17 protein-coding genes are annotated in these 18,103 nt (G+C 71.4%); 9 read left to right on the forward strand and 8 right to left on the reverse strand.

What is annotated here, in order from left to right; genetic code table 11:
- Positions 1-188: 188 nt before the first annotated feature.
- The 6 genes from LDL49_RS12870 to LDL49_RS12895 are packed head-to-tail and all read left to right on the forward strand — an operon-like array spanning position 189 to position 6,970.
- A complete protein-coding gene (locus LDL49_RS12870) occupies positions 189-1,394 on the forward strand; it encodes an ROK family transcriptional regulator (protein WP_225291232.1) in 1,206 nt (401 codons plus the stop codon).
- Positions 1,395-1,452: 58 nt separating this feature from the next.
- A complete protein-coding gene (locus tag LDL49_RS12875; protein ID WP_225291233.1) occupies positions 1,453-2,790 on the forward strand; it encodes an ABC transporter substrate-binding protein in 1,338 nt (445 codons plus the stop codon).
- A 1-nt stretch (position 2,791) separates the two neighbouring features.
- Positions 2,792-3,718 (forward strand): carbohydrate ABC transporter permease, encoded by a 927-nt coding sequence (locus tag LDL49_RS12880; protein WP_225291234.1) that lies wholly within the window; start codon positions 2,792-2,794, stop codon positions 3,716-3,718.
- Complete coding sequence (locus LDL49_RS12885; RefSeq protein ID WP_225291235.1) at positions 3,715-4,605, forward strand: carbohydrate ABC transporter permease; 891 nt, start codon at positions 3,715-3,717, stop codon at positions 4,603-4,605. The genes LDL49_RS12880 and LDL49_RS12885 overlap by 4 nt, the downstream gene beginning before the upstream one ends.
- Positions 4,602-5,876: a 6-phospho-beta-glucosidase gene (locus LDL49_RS12890; protein WP_225291236.1), complete on the forward strand. Its 1,275-nt coding sequence runs from the start codon at positions 4,602-4,604 to the stop codon at positions 5,874-5,876. The genes LDL49_RS12885 and LDL49_RS12890 overlap by 4 nt, the downstream gene beginning before the upstream one ends.
- Positions 5,876-6,970, forward strand: a complete 1,095-nt coding sequence (locus LDL49_RS12895; RefSeq protein ID WP_225291237.1) for an N-acetylglucosamine kinase — start codon at positions 5,876-5,878, stop codon at positions 6,968-6,970. The genes LDL49_RS12890 and LDL49_RS12895 overlap by 1 nt, the downstream gene beginning before the upstream one ends.
- Positions 6,971-7,064: 94 nt before the next feature.
- On the opposite strand, the gene LDL49_RS12900 is transcribed toward LDL49_RS12895, so the two are convergent.
- The 8 genes from LDL49_RS12900 to LDL49_RS12935 form a co-directional block, all read right to left on the reverse strand.
- The gene (locus LDL49_RS12900) at positions 7,065-8,630 is read right to left on the reverse strand and encodes a glycerol-3-phosphate dehydrogenase/oxidase (RefSeq protein ID WP_225291238.1); all 1,566 of its coding nucleotides are present in this window, start codon (positions 8,628-8,630) and stop codon (positions 7,065-7,067) included.
- Positions 8,627-10,102 carry a glycerol kinase GlpK gene (gene glpK, locus LDL49_RS12905; protein WP_225291239.1) on the reverse strand — a complete coding sequence of 492 codons (1,476 nt, stop codon included), beginning with the start codon at positions 10,100-10,102 and terminating at the stop codon, positions 8,627-8,629. The genes LDL49_RS12900 and glpK overlap by 4 nt, the downstream gene beginning before the upstream one ends.
- An 80-nt stretch (positions 10,103-10,182) precedes the next feature.
- Complete coding sequence (locus tag LDL49_RS12910) at positions 10,183-11,079, reverse strand: IclR family transcriptional regulator (RefSeq protein WP_225291240.1); 897 nt, start codon at positions 11,077-11,079, stop codon at positions 10,183-10,185.
- 149 nt (positions 11,080-11,228) lie between these two features.
- The gene (locus LDL49_RS12915; RefSeq protein ID WP_225291241.1) at positions 11,229-11,717 is read right to left on the reverse strand and encodes an Lrp/AsnC family transcriptional regulator; all 489 of its coding nucleotides are present in this window, start codon (positions 11,715-11,717) and stop codon (positions 11,229-11,231) included.
- A gap of 24 nt (positions 11,718-11,741) precedes the next feature.
- A complete protein-coding gene (locus tag LDL49_RS12920; RefSeq protein ID WP_225291242.1) occupies positions 11,742-12,335 on the reverse strand; it encodes a GTP-binding protein in 594 nt (197 codons plus the stop codon).
- Positions 12,336-12,619: 284 nt separating this feature from the next.
- Positions 12,620-13,456, reverse strand: coding sequence for a terpene synthase family protein (locus LDL49_RS12925; RefSeq protein ID WP_225291243.1), 837 nt, complete (start codon positions 13,454-13,456; stop codon positions 12,620-12,622).
- Between the two features lie 271 nt (positions 13,457-13,727).
- The gene (locus LDL49_RS12930; protein ID WP_225291244.1) at positions 13,728-15,017 is read right to left on the reverse strand and encodes a CHAT domain-containing protein; all 1,290 of its coding nucleotides are present in this window, start codon (positions 15,015-15,017) and stop codon (positions 13,728-13,730) included.
- A gap of 122 nt (positions 15,018-15,139) precedes the next feature.
- Positions 15,140-16,309, reverse strand: coding sequence for a tetratricopeptide repeat protein (locus tag LDL49_RS12935; RefSeq protein WP_225291245.1), 1,170 nt, complete (start codon positions 16,307-16,309; stop codon positions 15,140-15,142).
- Between the two features lie 509 nt (positions 16,310-16,818).
- Between LDL49_RS12935 and LDL49_RS12940 the strand changes: the two genes are divergently transcribed.
- The 3 genes from LDL49_RS12940 to LDL49_RS12950 are packed head-to-tail and all read left to right on the forward strand — an operon-like array spanning position 16,819 to position 18,086.
- Positions 16,819-17,031 (forward strand): hypothetical protein, encoded by a 213-nt coding sequence (locus LDL49_RS12940; RefSeq protein WP_225291246.1) that lies wholly within the window; start codon positions 16,819-16,821, stop codon positions 17,029-17,031.
- 39 nt (positions 17,032-17,070) lie between these two features.
- Positions 17,071-17,811: a S8/S53 family peptidase gene (locus LDL49_RS12945; protein ID WP_225291247.1), complete on the forward strand. Its 741-nt coding sequence runs from the start codon at positions 17,071-17,073 to the stop codon at positions 17,809-17,811.
- Positions 17,694-18,086 carry a VOC family protein gene (locus tag LDL49_RS12950; RefSeq protein ID WP_372470357.1) on the forward strand — a complete coding sequence of 131 codons (393 nt, stop codon included), beginning with the start codon at positions 17,694-17,696 and terminating at the stop codon, positions 18,084-18,086. Before LDL49_RS12945 ends, LDL49_RS12950 begins: the two co-directional genes overlap by 118 nt.
- Positions 18,087-18,103 lie beyond the last annotated feature (17 nt).

The following is an 18,103-nucleotide window of genomic DNA, read 5'->3' on the forward strand; positions in this document are numbered from 1 at the left end:
CCATTCTGCTTGTTGTTACAACAAATGACGACATTAGCATGCCTGTTGAGGCACTCCCATCTTCCCGCGCGACATCCCGGCCCGCATCCGGTCACGGCTTGGTTTCACCCCTTGACCGAAACCCGCCGGGCCTCTTAGGTTCGCATCAAGTTAGGAAAGTTTCCTAACTTCGGGTCAAGGGGTGGAAGTTGAGCGGTCCGGTACCAGGAACTCCCAGTCTGCTACGCGCCATCAACGATCGCGCGGCGTTGCAGGCCCTCCTGGAGCGCGGCCCGCTGACCCGTCCCGAGATCGGCACCCTGACCGGCCTGTCGAAGCCGACGGCCTCGCAGCTGCTGTCCCGTCTCCAGGAGGCGGGCCTGGTGGTGCTCGACGGCATCAGGGAGGGGCTGCCCGGCCGGACCGCGGAGGTCTACCGGATCAACCCGGCGGCGGCCTACGTGGGCGCGCTGGACGTCACCCCCGCCCGGATCGAGGCCAGGGTCGCCGACATCACCGGCACCACCGTGGGCTCGTACACGCTGCCCACCCCGCGCCGGCCGGGCGGCGAGCTGGTCGCCAGGCTGCGCGCGGCGCTCGACGGCGCGGGCTCCCCCGGCCCGCTGCGCCGGGTGGTGATCGGCGTGCAGGCGGCGATCGACCCGTCCACCGGCCGGCTCGGCTACGCCACCGCCAAGGACATGCCGGGCTGGCAGATCGGCGACCTGGTGCCGACCCTCGCCGAGGGGCTCGGCGTGCCGGTGTCGGTGGAGAACAACGTCAACCTGGTCGCGCTGGCCGAGATGGCGCACGGAGCCGCCCGCGGCGACTCCGACTTCGTGCTGCTGTGGGCCGACGAGGGCATCGGCTCGGCCATCGTGCTGGGCGGGCGGATGCACCGGGGCGCCACCGGCGGCGCGGGCGAGGTCGGCTACATGCCGACCCCGGGCGCGCCGACGGCCCGCGAGGCGGGACGCTACGCCAACCACGGCTACCAGGCGCTCACCGGCGGCCCCGCCGTGCTGAAGCTGCTGCGCTCGTACGGCGTGCGCGGCACGGACTTCCGCCAGGCCATCGCGAACGCGGTGCGCGCGGCGGACGACCACCAGACGGGCCAGAAGGCCGACGACGCGAGAGCGGGGCTGCGCGACATCGCCGCGCGGCTGGCGGTCGGCCTGGCCGCCATCACCTCCGTCATCGATCCCGGGCTCATCGTGCTGACCGGCGGCGTGGTGCTGTCGGGCGGCGAACCCCTGCGCGAGCTGGTCGAGCACGAGCTGCACGCGCTGACCATCCCGCGGCCCCGGCTGCGCCTGTCGTCCGTCGAAGGCAACCCCGTCCTCGCCGGCGCGCTCGACCTCGCCCTCGACCTCGTCCGCGACGAGGTCTTCGGCTCCACGGTCCCGACCCCCTGAGCTACACGACCACATGAGTGTTCAACGTCATGAGTAACGTCATGAGGAGGCACCCCCCGTGCGCTTCGTCCCCCTGGCGGCCGCAGGGCTCGCCGTCCTGACTCTGGCCGCGTGTACCGCGGGCAAAGAGGGCGGTCCCGCTCTCGGCTCCCAGTCCAAGCCCAGCGGCACCGCGCCGACCGCGCTGCCGGCCGCCTCCATAGAGCTGTGGCACGGGTTCTCGGCGGACTCGGAGGTGAAGGCGTTCACCGACGCCATCGCCGGGTTCAATCAGAAATATCCGCAGATCAAGGTCAAGCTGGTCAAGGGCGTACAGGACGAGCAGATCACCCAGGCCGTACGCGGTGGCCGCCCGCCGGACGTGGCCTCGTCCTTCACCACCGACTCGGTGGCGACCTGGTGCAAGAGCGGCGTGTTCCAGGACCTCAACCCGGTGATCAAGCAGGACGGCGTCGACCTGTCGGGCCTGCCGCCGGTCGTGAACGACTACACGCAGTACGAGGGCAAGCGGTGCGTGATGCCGCTGCTGACCGACGCGTACGGCCTCTACTACAACAAGGCCCTGATGAAGGGCAAGCAGCCGCCCAAGACCCTGTCGGAGCTGACCAAGCTGGCCAAGGAGCTGACGGTCCGCGACCCCGACGGCACCATCAAGGTCGCCGGCTTCATCCCCAGCGGCCAGTACTACGAGAACACCGCGGGTCACTGGAGCGCGATGGTCGGCGCCAAGTGGACCAACCCCGACGGCACCTCGGCGATCGGCTCCGACCCCGCCTGGAAGACCCTGCTGAACTGGCAGAAGGAGCTCATCGACTGGTACGGCTACGCCAACCTGGACAAGTTCCGCAAGAGCCTGGGTGACGAGTTCTCCGGCAAGCACCCCTTCTACCAGGGCAAGGTCGCCATGGGCATCGACGGCGAGTGGCGGGTGGCCATGATCGCCAACGAGGCGCCGAAGCTGGACTACGGCACCGCCCCCATGCCGGTCGACGACGCCAAGCCCGACCTGTACGGCAGCGGCTTCACCGCGGGCACCGTGATCGGCGTGCCGAAGGGCGCCAAGAACCCCGAGGCCGCCTGGGCGCTGGTGAAATACCTGACCACCGACACCGGCGCGCTGGTCACGCTGGCCAACGCGATCCGCAACGTGCCGACGACCAAGGCCGCGCTGGAGTCGCCCGAGCTGAAGAAGGACGAGCACTTCCAGACCTTCCTCGACATCTTCGCCAACCCGAAGACGAGCACGATCCCGGCGCACGTCAACAGCGTGTTCAACCAGGAGGCGCTGCAGGGGTTCGTCACCTCGTGGGAGAAGGGCTCGGTCAAGGACCTGGACGCGGGGCTGAAGGGCGTGGACAAGACCATCGACGCCAAGTTCAAGCTGTCGGGCGGCTGAGGTGGCGGCCGTACCGCTCAGGCGCCGGGAGGGGTTCCGTGCCCTGCTGTGGCTGTCGCCGTGGCTGGTGGGCTTCGGGGTGTTCTTCGCCTACCCGCTGCTGGCGACCGTCTACTTCTCTTTCTTCAACTACGACCTGTTCTCGCTGAAGTTCAACGGCCTGGCCAACTACCGCTACTTCCTGCAGGACGAGCGGGCCTGGCTCTCGATCGGCAACACGGCCTGGCTGGTGGTCGTCATGGTGCCCGCCCAGGTGCTGTTCGCCCTGGGCGTGGCGCAGCTGGTCACCAAGCTGAAGTCCGGCGTGGGGTTCTTCCGCACGCTGTTCTACCTGCCGTCGCTGGTGCCGGTGACGGCGGGGACGGTGGCGTTCGTCTTCCTGCTGAACCCGGCCACCGGGCCGGTCAACCGGATCCTCGCGCTGGCAGGGATCTCCGGGCCCGACTGGTTCGGCGACAAGGACTGGTCGAAGCCGGGGCTGACCTTGCTGGCCATGTGGGGCGTCGGCAACGTCATGGTGATCTTCCTGGCGGCGCTGCTGGACGTGCCCAAGCATCTGTACGAGGCGGCCGCCATCGACGGCGCCGGGGCGTGGCGGCAGTTCCGCAGCATCACGCTGCCGACGATCCGTCCCGTGCTGATGTTCTCGGCGGTGACGGGGGTCATTTACACGCTGCAGTACTTCACCCAGGCGATGATCGCCTCCCGGGTCGCGGCGGGGGTCACCGACGCGCCGGGCACCTCGTTCGTGCCCGGCTATCCGGAGATGTCGACGCTGACGCTGCCGCAGTGGCTGTTCCAGACGGGCTTCCGCGACTACGCGATGGGCTACGCCTGCGTGCTGGCGCTGGTGCTGTTCGCGGCGTCGATGGTGTTCACGCTGGTCCTGCTGCGCCAGTTCCGCGGGTTCGAGGAGGTGGCCGAATGACCGCCACGCTGGTGGCGCCCCCCTCGCGGGCCGCCGGGCGGCGCGCCCGGGCGCGGAATGGCCGTACCAGGAGGGTGCTGTACTGGATCGCCACGCACGCGGCGGCCCTCGCGCTGGGGATCGCGTTCATCGGGCCGCTGGTCTTCGTCCTGCTGACGGCGGTGATGAGCGACAACCAGACGCTCACCGACGAGCTGTGGCCGCACAGCTGGAACTGGGGCAACTTCGGCGAGGTGTTCGCCAAGTCGCCGATCCTGCTGTGGCTGCGCAACACGATGATCTACGCGCTGACCGGCACGCTGTTCACGCTGGTGTCGTCGATCCCGGTGGCCTACGCGCTGGCCCGGTTCCGCTTTCCCGGGCGCAGGCTGGCGTTCCTGCTGGTCATTACCATGATGATGCTGCCGCCCCAGGTGGTCGCGGTGCCGATCTATCTGATCTGGGCGCGGCTGGACCTGACCGGGACGCTGCTGCCGCTGATCCTGCCGATGCTGCTCGGGGACGCGTTCTCGATTTTCCTGCTGCGGCAGTTCCTGCTCTCGATCCCGCGCGAGTACACCGACGCGGCGCGGGTGGACGGCTGCACCGACTTCAGGACGCTCATCCGGGTGATCCTGCCGATGGCCAGGCCGGGCATCGCGGCGGTGGCGCTGTTCCAGTTCTTCTATTGCTGGAACGATTACTACGGGCCGCTGCTGTACGCCTCCACCAACCTCGACAGCTGGACCCTGTCGGTGGGGCTGGCCTCGTTCAAGGCGCTGCACAGCGTGCAGTGGAACCTGACCATGGCGGCGACGCTGCTCGTCATGGCACCGGTGATCATCGTGTTCTTCTTCGCCCAGAAGGTCTTCATCGAGGGCGTGACATTGACAGGAGTGAAGGGTTGAAACTGGCCGTGGTGGGGGGCGGCTCGACGTACACGCCCGAGCTGATCGACGGGTTCGCGCGGCTCCGCGACGAGCTGCCGGTCACGGAAATCGCACTCATAGATCCCGATTTATCGCGACTTGAGGTGGTTTCTGGGATGGCGCGCCGCATGCTGGCACATGCCGGACATCCGGCCCGGGTGCTGGCCACCTCCTCCGTCGAGGAGGGGGTCTCGGGGGCCCAGGTCGTGCTGTTCCAGCTGCGCGTGGGCGGGCAGGCGGCGCGCGACGTGGATGAGACGCTGCCGCTGCGCTGCGGCTGCGTGGGGCAGGAGACGACCGGCGCGGGCGGGCTGGCCAAGGCGCTGCGCACGGTGCCGGTCGTGCTGGAGATCGCCGAGAAGGTGCGTACGCACGCGCCGGAGGCCTGGATCGTCGACTTCACCAACCCGGTCGGCATCGTCACCCGCGCGCTCCTGGACGCCGGGCACCGGGCGATCGGGCTGTGCAACGTGGCGATCGGCTTCCAGCGCCACGTCGCCGCCCTCCTGGGCGTGCCGCCGTCGCGGATCTCGCTCGGCCACGTGGGGCTGAATCACCTGACCTGGGTACGGGCCGTGTACCTGGACGGCGAGGACGTGCTGCCGTCGCTACTGGCCGAGCGCGCGGAGGCGCTGGCCGACGGCCTGGCGCTGCGCCCCGAGCTGCTCCGCCGGCTCGGTGTGGTGCCGTCGTACTATTTGCGCTATTTCTACGATCACGACGCGGTGGTGGAGGAGCAGCGGGCCAAGCCGTCGCGCGCGGCCGAGGTCGCGGCGATGGAGACGAAGCTGCTGGAGATGTACGCCGACCCGTCGGTCGTCGAGAAGCCGGCGCTGCTGGGCGAGCGCGGCGGCGCCTACTACTCCGAGGCGGCGGTCGCGCTGATCGCCTCGCTGCTCGGCGACCGCCCCGGCACCCATGTGGTGAACGTCCGCAACCACGGCACGCTGCCCTTCCTGGCGGACGAGACGGTGATCGAGGTGCCCGCGCACGTCACCGCCACCGGGGCCGCGCCGCTGCCGGTGCCGCCGGTCGAGCCGCTGTACGCGGGGCTGATCGCGCACGTGTCCGCCTATGAGACGCTCGCCCTGGAGGCGGCCCGGCACGGCGGCGCCGACCGGGTGCGTAACGCCCTGCTGGCCCATCCCCTGATCGGGCAGGACGCGACCGCTGAGGAGCTGACCGGCCTGCTGCTGGACGCCAACCACGCGTACCTGCCGTGGACGACTCGCTCTGGCCAGGTGAGGTAGTGGAGCACCGCAGGCTCGTCCTCGCGGTCGACGGCGGCAACAGCAAGACCGACGTGGCGCTGGTCACGGAGGACGGCGACGTGCTGGCCACCGGCCGCGCGGGCCCGTTCGCGCCGCAGAGCGACGGCGTTCCGGCGGCGCTGGACGCGGTGGAGGAGGCGGTACGTCAGGCGCTCGCGCAGCTGCCGCCGGACGGCCTCCCCGGCCCGGGCCACGCGCCGGACCGTTCCTCTGGCCACTCCCCGGGCCGTTCCTCTGGCCACTCCCCGGGCCGTTCCTCTGGCCACTACCCCGATCGGCCCGTCGTAGTGGGCCGGTTCGACCATGTGGCGGCCTATCTGGCGGGGGCCGATCTGCCGGTCGAGGAGGAGGCGCTGGCCCGCGAGTTCGCCCGCCGGGGCTTCGGGCCGGACATCTCCGTCCGCAACGACACCTTCGCCCTGCTCCGGGCGGGCGCCTCGAACTCCTGGGGTGTGGCCGTGGTGTGCGGCGCGGGCATCAACGCGGTCGGCGTCTCCCCCACCGGCGAGGTGGCCCGCTTCCCCGCGCTCGGGCGCCTCAGCGGCGACTGGGGCGGCGGCCAGGGCGTCGCGGAGGAGGCGCTGTGGCACGCCGCCCGCGCCGAGGACGGTCGCGGTCCGGCGACCGCGCTGGCGCAGCTGTGCACGCGGCACTTCGGCGTGCGCACGGTCGAGGAGCTGATCCTGGAGTTCCACTTCGGCCGCCTGGATGAAGACCGCCTGCACGAGCTGACGCCGGGCGTCTTCGCCACGGCCGCGGCGGGCGACCCGATCGCCAGATCGCTGGTGGAACGCCAGGCGGAGGAGATCACCGTGCTGGCCGAGGTCTGCCTGCGCCGCCTGGACCTGCTGGAGACGCCCACGGAGGTGGTGCTGGGCGGCGGCATCCTCCGGGCCCGCGACCCGCTCCTGACGGCCCTCCTGGACGCCTCCTTCGCCGCCAGGGCGCCGCGGGCCAAGCTGGTGGTCGCCGACGTCCCGCCGATCGTCGGGGCCGCCCTCGACGGCCTGGAGCACCTGGGCGCGACGGACCTGGCCAAGACCCGCCTGCGCGCCCGCTACGAACAGACCTGACGGACCTCGGGAGCGGGCCTTGGGAGCGACGGGCCCCTGCGGTGACGGGCCCCTGCGGTGACGGGCCCTGACGGTGATCAGGACGCGGCGGTGGTCAGGAGGCGGGAACCGGGCCGCCGGTGAGGAGCGTCTCGACGCGGGTGCGGACTTCCGGGGTGTCGAGGCCGCGGACCGTGAGGGTGGTGCGGCGCCGTACGACGTCGTCGACCGTCGCCGCCCACTCGTGGTCGCGCGCGTAGACCGCCTGCGCCCAGATGTCCGGCCCGTCCGGATGGATCCGCTCGCCCAGCGCGGGCGTGTCGCGGATGAGCCTGGCCAGGTCGAACGCGATCGAGCCGTAGTGCGAGGCGAGATGGCGGGCCACCAGCGGGTCCATCCGGGTGCCGGGCTCGCGGTCGGTCCACAGGCGCATCGCGACCGCGTCCGGGCTGGCCAGGCCGGGCAGCGGCATGGCGGGCAGGATGGCCGCGAGGTCGTCGCCGAGCGGGTGGCCCGGCAGGTGGGCGAGCATGTCCAGGACGAGCTTGCCGATGTGCCGGTAGGTGGTCCACTTGCCGCCTGCCACCGACAGCATGCCGCCCTTGCCCCGGCTGAGCACCGTCTCCCGCTTGGCCGACGACACGCCACCGGGGCCGCCCGGCAGCACGCGCAGCCCGGCGAAGGCGTAGGTGATGTCCTCGCGCCGCAGTTGTGAGTCGCGTACGGCGTGCCCGGCCTCGTCGAGGATCTGGGCCAGGTCGGCGTCGGTGGCGCGCACGTCGGCGGGGTCGCCCTCGTATGCCTCGTCGGTGGTGCCGAGCAGCAGGTGGTCCTCCCACGGGATGGCGAAGGACACGCGGTATTTGTCGATCGGCGTGGTCAGGGCCGCCTTCCACGGCTCGTGGCGGCGCATCACCAGGTGGGCGCCCTTCGACAGGCGGATGCTCGGCGCGGCCCCGGGGTCCTCCATGCGCCGCAGGTGGTCCACCCAGGGGCCGGTGGCGTTCAGCACGAGGCCGGCCCCGACGCCGAACTCCGTACCGTCGAGCCGGTCGCGCAGCTCCGCTCCCGAGACCGTGCCGCCGCTCTCGCGCAGGCCGACGACCTCGGCGTGGTTGAGCACGACCGCGCCCGCGTCGACGGCGGCGCGCACGGTCATCACCGCGACCCGGCTGTCGTTCATCTGGTGGTCGCCGTAGACGGCGGCGGCGCGCAGCCCCTCGGAGCGGAGCGCGGGCACCCTGGCCAGCGCCTGGTGCGGGGTGATGACCCGGCCGAGCCCGTCGCCGAACACCGACAGCGCCGAGTAGAGGAACACCCCCGCGCCCAGCTTGGCGGCGCCGTGCGGGCCGCCCCGGTAGACCGGCACCACGAAGGAGAGCGGCTTGACCAGGTGGGGGGCGATGTCGCCGGCCAGCGCCCGGCGTTCGCGGTGGTTCTCGGCGACCAGCTTGACGTTGCCCGTCTGCAGGTAGCGCAGGCCGCCGTGGACGAGCTTGGAGGAGGCGCTGGAGGTGGCCCCGGCGAAGTCGCCGCCGTCGACCATGGCGACCCGCAGGCCCGCCTGGGCGGCCATCCAGGTGACGGAGGTCCCGAGGATGCCGCCGCCGATGACCAGCAGGTCGTAGGTGCCTCTGGACAGCTCCTCGCGGGTCTCGGCGCGGGAGGCGGTCGTGGTCATGGCGTGCTCCAGTCGAGGCTGCGGTCGATGGCCTTGCGCCAGTTGCGGTATTCGCGATCGCGGACGTCCTGGCCGATCTTCGGCCGCCATTCGGCCGCCTTGTGCCAGTTGGCCCGCAGGCTGTCGGTATCGGGCCAGTAGCCGGTGGCCAGCCCGGCCGCGTAGGCGGCGCCCAGGCAGGTGGTCTCCGACACCATCGGGCGTACCACCGGCACCGCGAGCACGTCGGCCAGGATCTGCATGAGCAGGTTGTTGGCGGTCATGCCGCCGTCGGCGCGCAGTGAGGTGAGCGCGAGGCCGGCGTCGGCGTTCATCGCGTCGACCACCTCGCGCGTCTGCCAGGCGGTCGCCTCCAGCACGGCCCGCGCGATGTGCCCCTTGGTGACGAACCCGGTCAGCCCCGCGATGACCCCGCGCGCGTCGGAGCGCCAGTGCGGGGCGAACAGGCCAGAGAAGGCGGGGACGAAGTAGCAGCCGCCGTTGTCCTCGACGGTGCCCGCGAGGGTCTCGATCTCGGCGGCGCTGGAGATCAGGCCGAGGTTGTCGCGCAGCCACTGCACGAGCGAGCCGGTGACGGCGATGGAGCCCTCCAGCGCGTACGTGGCGGGGGCGTCGCCGATCTGATAGCCGACCGTGGTGAGCAGCCCGTGCTTGGAGGAGACGGGCTCGGTGCCGGTGTTCATCAGCAGGAAGCTGCCGGAGCCGTAGGTGCTCTTGGTCTCACCCGGGCCGAAGCACGTCTGGCCGAACAGGGCCGCCTGCTGGTCCCCCAGCGCCGCCGCCACCGGCACGCCGTCGCCGGTGGTGCCGTAGACCTCGGCGGAGGGGCGGATCTCCGGCAGCATCGCGCGCGGCACGCCGAGCGCGGCGAGCAGCTCGTCGTCCCAGCTCAGGGTGCGGACGTTCATCAGCATCGTACGGCTGGCGTTGGTGACGTCGGTGACGTGGCGGCCGGTGAGCCCCCAGATCAGCCAGCTGTCGACCGTGCCGAACAGCACGTCACCGCGCTCGGCCCGCTCCCGCAGCCCGGGGGTCTCGTCGAGCAGCCACCGGATCTTCGGTCCGGCGAAGTAGGTGGCCAGCGGCAGCCCGGCCCGCTCGCGGAACAGCTGCTCGTGCCCGGCCAGGGACCGGACCAGGGCGTCGGTACGGGTGTCCTGCCAGACGATCGCGTTGGCCACGGGCCGCCCGGTGTGGCGGTCCCACAGGACGGTGGTCTCGCGCTGGTTGGTGATGCCGAGGGCGACGAGCTGGCCGAAGTCGATGCCGCTGCCGGTGACGGCCTCGGCCACCACGCCCTGGACCGCGTCCCAGATCTCGGCGGCGTCGTGCTCGACCCAGCCGGGCCGGGGGAAGATCTGCCGGTGCTCCCGCTGCGCCACCGAGACGATCCGGCCGTCCTGGTCGAACACCATGCACCTGCTCGACGTGGTGCCCTGGTCGATGGCGGCGACGTAATGTGGTCCAGGCACGGCTTCCTCACTTCGGTGCGTTCGGCATTGCCGAACGGTTGCCAAATCCTAGCTGTGGTCGGGCCGGGCGTGTCAACACGTCACCGGCTCAGGTCGCGGGTGATGGCGCGGGCGGCGTCGCGGACGTACGAGACGATCGTGATGTTCGGCTCGCCGGCCTCGGCCAGCCGCTCGACCGCGCCCCTGACGCCGATGGCGCCGACGGTGACGCCGCGCGCGTCCCGGATGGGAGCGGCTATGGAGACCTCGCCCTCGACGAGTTCCTCCACGTCGTAGGCCCATCCACGGCCGCGGACCAGCTCCAGCTCCTTGGCCAGGTCGTCGGCGCTGGTGAGGGTCCTGGGGGTGAAGGCGGCCAACACCCCCTCGGCGGCGGGCTCCCCACCTGCCGCCGCGCCGAGAGCCGCGAGAGACGGCGTGCCGGCAGCTGTGGCGGATGCCGTGCCGGGCCCTGCCGCGGGTTCCGGGGCGGGCGCTGCCGCGGGTTCCGGGGCGGACGGTGCGTGGAATGCCGCGCCCGGGTCGCCGTAGGGGTCGTACGCCATGAGGACCTTGCCCAGCGCGGTCGCGTGCGCGGGCAGCAGCGTGCCGACCTGAAGGACCTGCATGCTGTCGTCGGGCCTGAACACGTGGTGGACCACCAGGACGCCGCCCTCGTGCGCGGTGCCGATCCACACGCTCTCCCTGCTGCGCCCGGCCAGCGCGTCGGCCCAGTTGAGCGAGCGGGTCCGCAGCACGTTGACGTCGAGGTAACTGCTGCCCAGGTGGAGCAGCGTGCCGCCGAGCCGGTAGCGGCCGGTGGCGGCGTCCTGCTCGACGAAGCCGACATGGACGAGCGTGCGCAGGATGCCGTGCAGGGTGCCCTTGGGCAGGCCCATCGCGCGGGCCAGCTCGGCCACGCCCAGCTCGCGCGGACCGGAGGCGAGCAGCCTCAGGATGCCGGCGGCCCGTTCGACGGACTGGATGGTCTCTCCCACGCCCACACCGTAGCGCAGTTCGGCAATGCCGAACAGTGGGAGGTATGGCCAGGCTACGGCGGTGACCCGCCGTCGAACAGGACGAGCCCGCTCAGGGCCGCCGCCCCGTCGCCAGGCAAGGGAACTGTCGTCAAGCAGGGGGGCTGTCGTCAGGCAGGGGAAGCCGGCGTGGGCGCCGGCCCGTCGGCGCCGTCGCCCGCCACCTCGGGCGGCCGGTGCTCGTAGGGGGTGCTCAGCACGACGGTGGTGCGCGTGGAGACGTTCGCCGACGCGCGGATGTGCTGCAGCAGCTCCTCCAGCGCCAGCGGCGTGGCGACGCGCACCTTGAGGATGTAGCTCTCGTCACCCGCCACGCTGTGGCACGCCTCGATCTCGGCCAGGTGGGCCAGCCGCTCGGGCGCGTCGTCGGGGGCGGCGGGGTCGATCGGCTTGATGGACACGAACGCGGTCATCGGCAGCCCGATCGCGTCATGGTCGATGATCGCGGCATAGCCGCGCACGACTCCGCGCTTCTCCAGCCGCCGCACCCGCTGGTGCACCGCCGAGACCGAGAGCCCGGTCTCTCTGGCCAGATCGGTGAAGCTCATCCTGCCGTCCTTGGCGAGCAGCGTGACGATCTGGCGGTCGATCTCCTCCATCGGTCAAAGGTTAGCCGGTGATGGTCACGACATGGTCCCGACCGGGGTGGCTCCCTGGCGCATGGCGTGCTCGACCAGCGTGATGAGCACTTCCCGGCCGGAATCCTTCCTGCGGGCGTCGCAGCGCACGATCGGGATCTCCGGTTCGAGGCCGAGCGCCATCCGTACCTCGCCGACCGTGAAGGGGCGGGCGCCGTCGAAGCAGTTGAGCGCCACCACGAACGGCTGCCCGCGCCGCTCGAAGTAGTCGATGGCCGGGAAGGAGTCGGCCAGCCGCCGGGTGTCGGCCAGGACCACCGCCCCGAGCGCGCCCATCGCCAGCTCGTCCCAGACGAACCAGAACCGTTCCTGGCCGGGCGTGCCGAACAGGTACAGCATGTAGTCGTCGCGGATCGTGATCCGGCCGAAGTCCATCGCCACGGTGGTGGTCGGCTTGGCCTCGACACCCGAAAGATCGTCGATGTCCACGCCGATATGCGTCAGCGCTTCTTCCGTACGGAGGGGACGGGTCTCGGAGACCGCGCCCACCATGGTGGTCTTGCCCACGCCGAATCCGCCCGCGATCAGAATCTTGATCGCGGTCGGCAACCGCCATCGATCAGAGCGACCGAAGTCCATCCAGCACCGCCTGTACATCCCTCCGCGGCCGTGCCGCGCATGCACAAATCCGCCCTGAGGAGCCGTGGTCAGTGGAACCTGTCAAGGCGCAGAGAAAAGGTCGAACCACGAGCCTGGCATCGAGACACCCTAGCAACGCCTCATATTCCACTCAAGCCGCAATCATCCCCAGGAATCAATATGTCACGGTTTGTCGTATCTAGACCACTTATTCGGCTGCGGGTCACCCGAGGGTAAAGGCCCTTGTCATGGGAGGTTGCGAGACCGTAACGGCTTCAGAGGGCCTAGCCGGAAATACCGTACAAACCGGCGTTGAACCCGATCTGTCGCCGCAGGTAGGCGGCCGTGCGCGGACTGCGTTCGCGTACCGGCTTGAGCAGCTCCAGCGCCTCGCGGGCCAGCTCCCCCATCGCGTCCGTGACCTCGGTACGGCTGACGCCGAGCATCAGCACGTTCAGGTCGCCCCAGCTGACGTCCCTGCGGTAGGAGGCGAGGTCGCCCAGCAGGTGCAGGTAGCGCTGTACGTGCGCGCTGACGCCCCGCAGTTCCTCCAGATGGCGCCTGGCCCACTCGTCGCCCGCGTAGATCCAGTGCGACAGGTCCACGAAGCAGGACCCCCGGCTGTCGGCGTTGTCCAGGTATCGGGCGAAGGTGGGGACGGCCCGGGTGTCGCGCCACACCCACGCCCTGGCCATCGCGTCGAACATGCCGGCCAGCTGGTCCCGCCAGAGCGGGTGCAGGTTCTCGAACTCCTTGACCGTCGCCAGCTCGTCGCGCAGGTCGGCCAGGAAACGGGTGACCGCGGCCCGCGGCGCGGCGCCGTCGGCCACGGCCAGACAATCGCGGACCAGGGCCTCCACCTGAGAACGCGTCGTGGTCGTGTGGTCCACGAGGCGGTCGACGGCCGACACCCAGAGCGACGTCCGGTTGACGATCTTGAGCGCTTCGGACGTGGCCCAGGGGGCGCTGAAGGCACCGGTCAGCGCCAGCGCGGTGTAGAAGTCGGAGCCGAAGGCCGCCGGCGGGAACAGCCCGCCGTACATCTGGGCGCAACGACGTAGATCCCTGCCGCATTCCGCGGCGAGCGCGCACGCCACGCCCAGCTCGTACGCTTCTTTCAACTCGTCGTCCGGCATCCTAGAGCCGCTCGATCGGCATGCGGATCATGGGCGACGACCCCCCAAACCGGCATTCAGCCTCTACTGGCGAATTCTCACATGATCACCAACTTTTGATCAACGCAAGGACACGGCCGCGCCACCCCCCACAGTCACCCCGCACAGTCACCCCCATGTCATCCACCGTGTTCAGCATCCCCCGTTCGGGCCGCTCTGTCAGCCACCCTTTCCGCCACTTGTCAGCCCGCCCCTCAGCGAGCCCTCAACCCGCCCCTCAACCCGCACCGATCGCGATGAACGAGACGTCGTCACCGCGGGCCTCGCTGAGCGCCTCCGCCAGGCCGAGCCCGCGCCGTAACCCGTCGTGCAGAGCCACCATGAGGGGTACGGCGGCCGCGTCGTTCACGGGGACGACACTCGCGACGATGCCGGCCGTACCGAGGTGGAGAAGCGCGGTGGCCGGCCCGAGCACCTCGTCGGCCCCCACCGCGGCCACCTGCCCGGAGTCGCAGCTCGACAGCACGAGCCGGTAGGGGGCGCGGCGCAGCCGTTCGAGGTCGTACACGGTGAGGGGACCGTCGTCGAGCAGCAGCGAGGAGAAGGAAGGGCTGTCGGCCCGGAACGTCCCGTGCGCCGCCAGATGCGCGAGATGACAGCCGTCGATGGCCTCCAGCACGCCCTGAGCCGTCGCCGACCCATCGACCAGCACAGTGACAGGCCCAGCCGTCCGCGCAGTGGCCCGCCTAGCCGCCCGCACGGTGGCGGACCCTGCGGCGAACTCAGTGGCAGGCTCAGCATCGGGCCCAGCGGCGGGCTCGGCGGCGAGCTCAGCGGCGGAGTCCGTGGCGGGCTCAGTGGCTTGCCCAACGGCCCGCCCAGCGGCGGGCTCAGCGGCTTCGGCGTACAGCTCGGCGATGGAGCGCACCTCGCCGTCGGCGTGCGCCACGCCGGGGCCGCGTACGAGCACCACGCCCCCGTCAGCGGGCGGGACGACCGTCCTGGCGCGCAACCAGGCCGCCGCCGACGGCGCCACGCTGAAGGCCCGGCGACGCAGCGCGGGCAGCAACCCCCACGGCGCCCCGTGCAACGTCGCCGGCGGCACCACGATTAGTTCGCCGCCGGAGCGTCCGTCGCTCAGGCGGTCCGCTACCGGGCCCAACAGGGCGCGTTCCAGCCGGCCACCACCAATCGCCGCCAGGAGCTCTCCACCGCCGACCGCCACCAGGAACCGTCCGCCGCCGGGAGCTGACCCGTCGTCGCGACCGTCCTCGCGGCCGTCGTCGCGGCCATCAGCGCGATCGTCACCGCGGCCGTCGCCGCAACCGTCAGCGCGGCCGTCGGCGCCGCGCACGCGCAGGGTCGCGGCGCGTACCCGTGCCTCCAGCCGGTCCCGGTCGCGTTCCAGCGTGGCCGCCGACGAGGCGCCCGCGGACCGTGCCCGGCCGAGCAGGTGGTCGGTCTCGCGCAGCGCGGCGAGCTGGGCGAGCAGCCAGTGGTCGTCGGGCGGCCGTACGGGCGGCACGGCCAGCGAGGTCGCCCGCCACCGTTCTGTCCAGTCGAGCAACCGCCGCGGCCGCCCCGCGCGCGGCCAGTGCCGCTGGGCGAGCGTGACCAGCTCGGCGGCGCCGTGCGCGGTCGCCAGGGCCTGCAGCTCCGGCGAACCGAACGCGAGGCGGTGCTCCTCGATCAGCGCCAGCCCGGCCCGGCAGGCACCGCGCTCCCGACCTCCCGCCCGACCACAGGCCCATAAGACACCGCAGGCCCGGCTTCCCGCCCGACCACAGGAACGGAAGACACCGCGCCCCCGGCCGTAGGCCCGGAAGGCACCACGTCCTCGAACGAGGCCGTGTCCTCTGCCAGGCCCGCCTGGATCAGGATGAGCTGGGCGTGCGCCGCCCACCAGGCGCGCCGCTGCCCGGCGAACAGGGTGCGCGCCTCCCCCGCCCGCGCGCGGGCCGTACCCGGATCGCCGGACAGCAGCGCGGCCCTGGCGGCCAGGAGCAGCAGCTCGGCCCGCATGGTCGCCTGCCCGCGCAGCCGGGCCAGGTGCCGCAGTGCCCCGTCGGCCTGCGCCAGGGCGTCGCGCGCGAGCCCGGCCGCCAGCAGCACCGCGCACCGGTCGGCGGCCAGGTCGAACATGGGCGTGCCGAGCGCCTGGAAGCCCCGGTCGGCCTCGTCGAGGAGGTCCAGCCTGAGCGGCAGGTCGCCCGCGCGGAAGGCGACGACGCCGCGGTTCTGGACGGCGACGACCGAGTCGTGTTCCTGGCTGGTGGTGGCGAACATCCGCTGCGCGACCCGGAAATCCTCCTCGGCCAGGGCGACCGAGCCGCGCGCTAGCCGGACGTGCCCGCGCAGGGTCAGCGCGCGGGCCGCCCAGACGGTGTCGCCGGCGCCGAGCAGCGCCGGGGCGGCGATCTCGAGGTCGTCGAGCGCCTCGCCGTGCCGGCCGAGGATCCAGCGGGCGCCGGCCCGCCGGAACAGTACCCGCGCCCGGGTGGTGCCGAGGGAGAGGGCGGCGGCCGTGTCGAGCGCGGACAGGCCGGCCCTGGTGCGGCCGTGCTGGAGGAGCGCGATGCCGAGCGTGGCCAGCACGTCGGCCTCGCGGTCGGCCGAGCCGGAGCGGCGAGCCAGCCGTACCGCCTGCCGCAGCTCGCGGATCGCCGCGTCGAGATCGCCGAACTCGCGGCGCAGGATGCCGATCGCCTGACGCGCTATCGAGCTCTCGTACGGCCCGCGGCCGGCGGCGAGCATGGCGGTGGCGGCCGTCATGGCCTGTCGCGGGCGGGCGAACCCCATGGCCAGCACATCGTGCGGATCAGCCGGAATCCGGGAATCCCTCGCCGTTTCCCCAGACACGGAGTCGATGGTGGATGCGGGTCATCCGGGCGTCCACGCGGCACGTGTATCAGGAAGGGGGTGCGCCGCTCATACATGGCAGGCCCGGAGTCACCCATCGAGGAGGCCCCGAAAGATGAGCACACCACGCAACGGACGCGACATGCGTTTCTGGGAGCAGCTCGAGATCCTCAACGAGGCGCTGCCGGCGGACAAGGTGGCGGTGGCCGGGCCGTAGGGCGCGACCCCGGACTCCGACGTCCTGCCGGAGTTCGCCTATCTCGCCGAGCACGTCCTGGTACGCGCGCCTGACGTGGAACGTGCCATCCAGGGCATTCAGGCGAGCCTCCCGTCGGGGGAGCCGGTCCGCGTGGTCTGGCCGGCGGACCAGGACGCGCGGCGGGTCACGATACGCAGGCTGTCCATCGGATCACGGAACGTCTTCCGCGCCCTCGCCGTGCTCAGGCAGGCCAAGATCCCGGGCACGCTGCACGGTCTCGGGCGTCAACCTGTGCCCGGGCGACGAGCCGGTGCCCAGCGGCGAGCCGCTCAAGCCGCCGATCGCGGGCCGCGACAGGGGTGAGAACGCGCACGTCACGGTGATCGACACCGGGCTGGTGCACGACTACCTCGACCACCAGTGGCTGGCGCAGAGCTCCGGCCAGCCGAACATCCCGATGGTCGACGGCGACGTCACCACCCAGGCCGAGGAGGTGGACGCCGACGGCTTCATCAAGCCGTAGGTCGGCCATGGCACGTTCATCGCGGGCGTGCTGCGGTGCGTGGCACCCAGTACGGACGTACGCGTCCACAACGGCTTCCCGTACGGCGGCGCGGTCGAGGAGGACCGGCTGGGCCTGCTCCTGCTGCAGACACTCGACACCCACGGCTGGCCCGACGTCCTGTCGCTGTCGGCGGGCACCAGGACGAACGACGCCCAGGCGCTGCTCGGCCTGGCCGACTTCATCGACGAGCTGGCCGTACACCCCGAGACGCTGCTGGTGGCCGCGGCCGGCAACGACGGCGAGAGCGTGCCTTTCTGGCCGGCCGCGTTCGCCGCGGAGGCGGTGAACGCCACCGGCGACGTGATCGTGTCGGTGGGCGCGCTGCGAGAGGACGGACTCGGCCGGGCGTGCTTCAGCAATCACGGGGACTGGGTGACGGTGTACGCGCCGGGTGAGCGCCTGATCAACGCCTACACCTCGGGCGACTACGAGCACCCGTTTGTTCCGGCACACGTACGGGCTGCCGCCCGCCGAGTATCGCCGCACGCGCCTCGCACAGGGTGGCTGAAAGCCCTGGCACGGAAAGTCAATCGGACGGCGCCAGGGTGCAAGCAGCGCGGGCTCGTGATCAGCGGACTGAAGTTGTTCGCAAGACGCGGTGCTGAGGAAAGGACCCAGCGATGTCCACCACTCTGTTCGTCAACCTGCCGGTCAAGGACCTGGACCGGTCGAAGACGTTCTTCGGCGAGCTCGGCTTCCCCTTCTTCGGGGCGACCGATGACATGGCGTCCGTGGTGATCAGTGAGCAGACCCAGGTCATGCTCCTGACGGAGCCGACGTTCGCCTCTTACGCCAGGACGGAGGTCGCCGACCCGACCAAGAGCACACAGGTGATCTTGGTTCTGGGCCTCGACAACCCCGTACAGGTCGACGAGCTGGTCGACAAGGCGCTGGCGGCGGGTGCGACCGCCGTCGGCGAGCCGGTGAACGTGGCGGGCCGCTACCAGCGGGGGTTCGCCGACCTCGACGGTCACCATTGGGCGGCTCTGTGCCTGGCGACCCCTGAGGGCTGAAGGGGCCTTGCCATGAG

It is taken from the genome of Nonomuraea aurantiaca (assembly GCF_020215705.1).
In the GTDB taxonomy this organism is placed as follows: domain Bacteria; phylum Actinomycetota; class Actinomycetes; order Streptosporangiales; family Streptosporangiaceae; genus Nonomuraea; species Nonomuraea aurantiaca.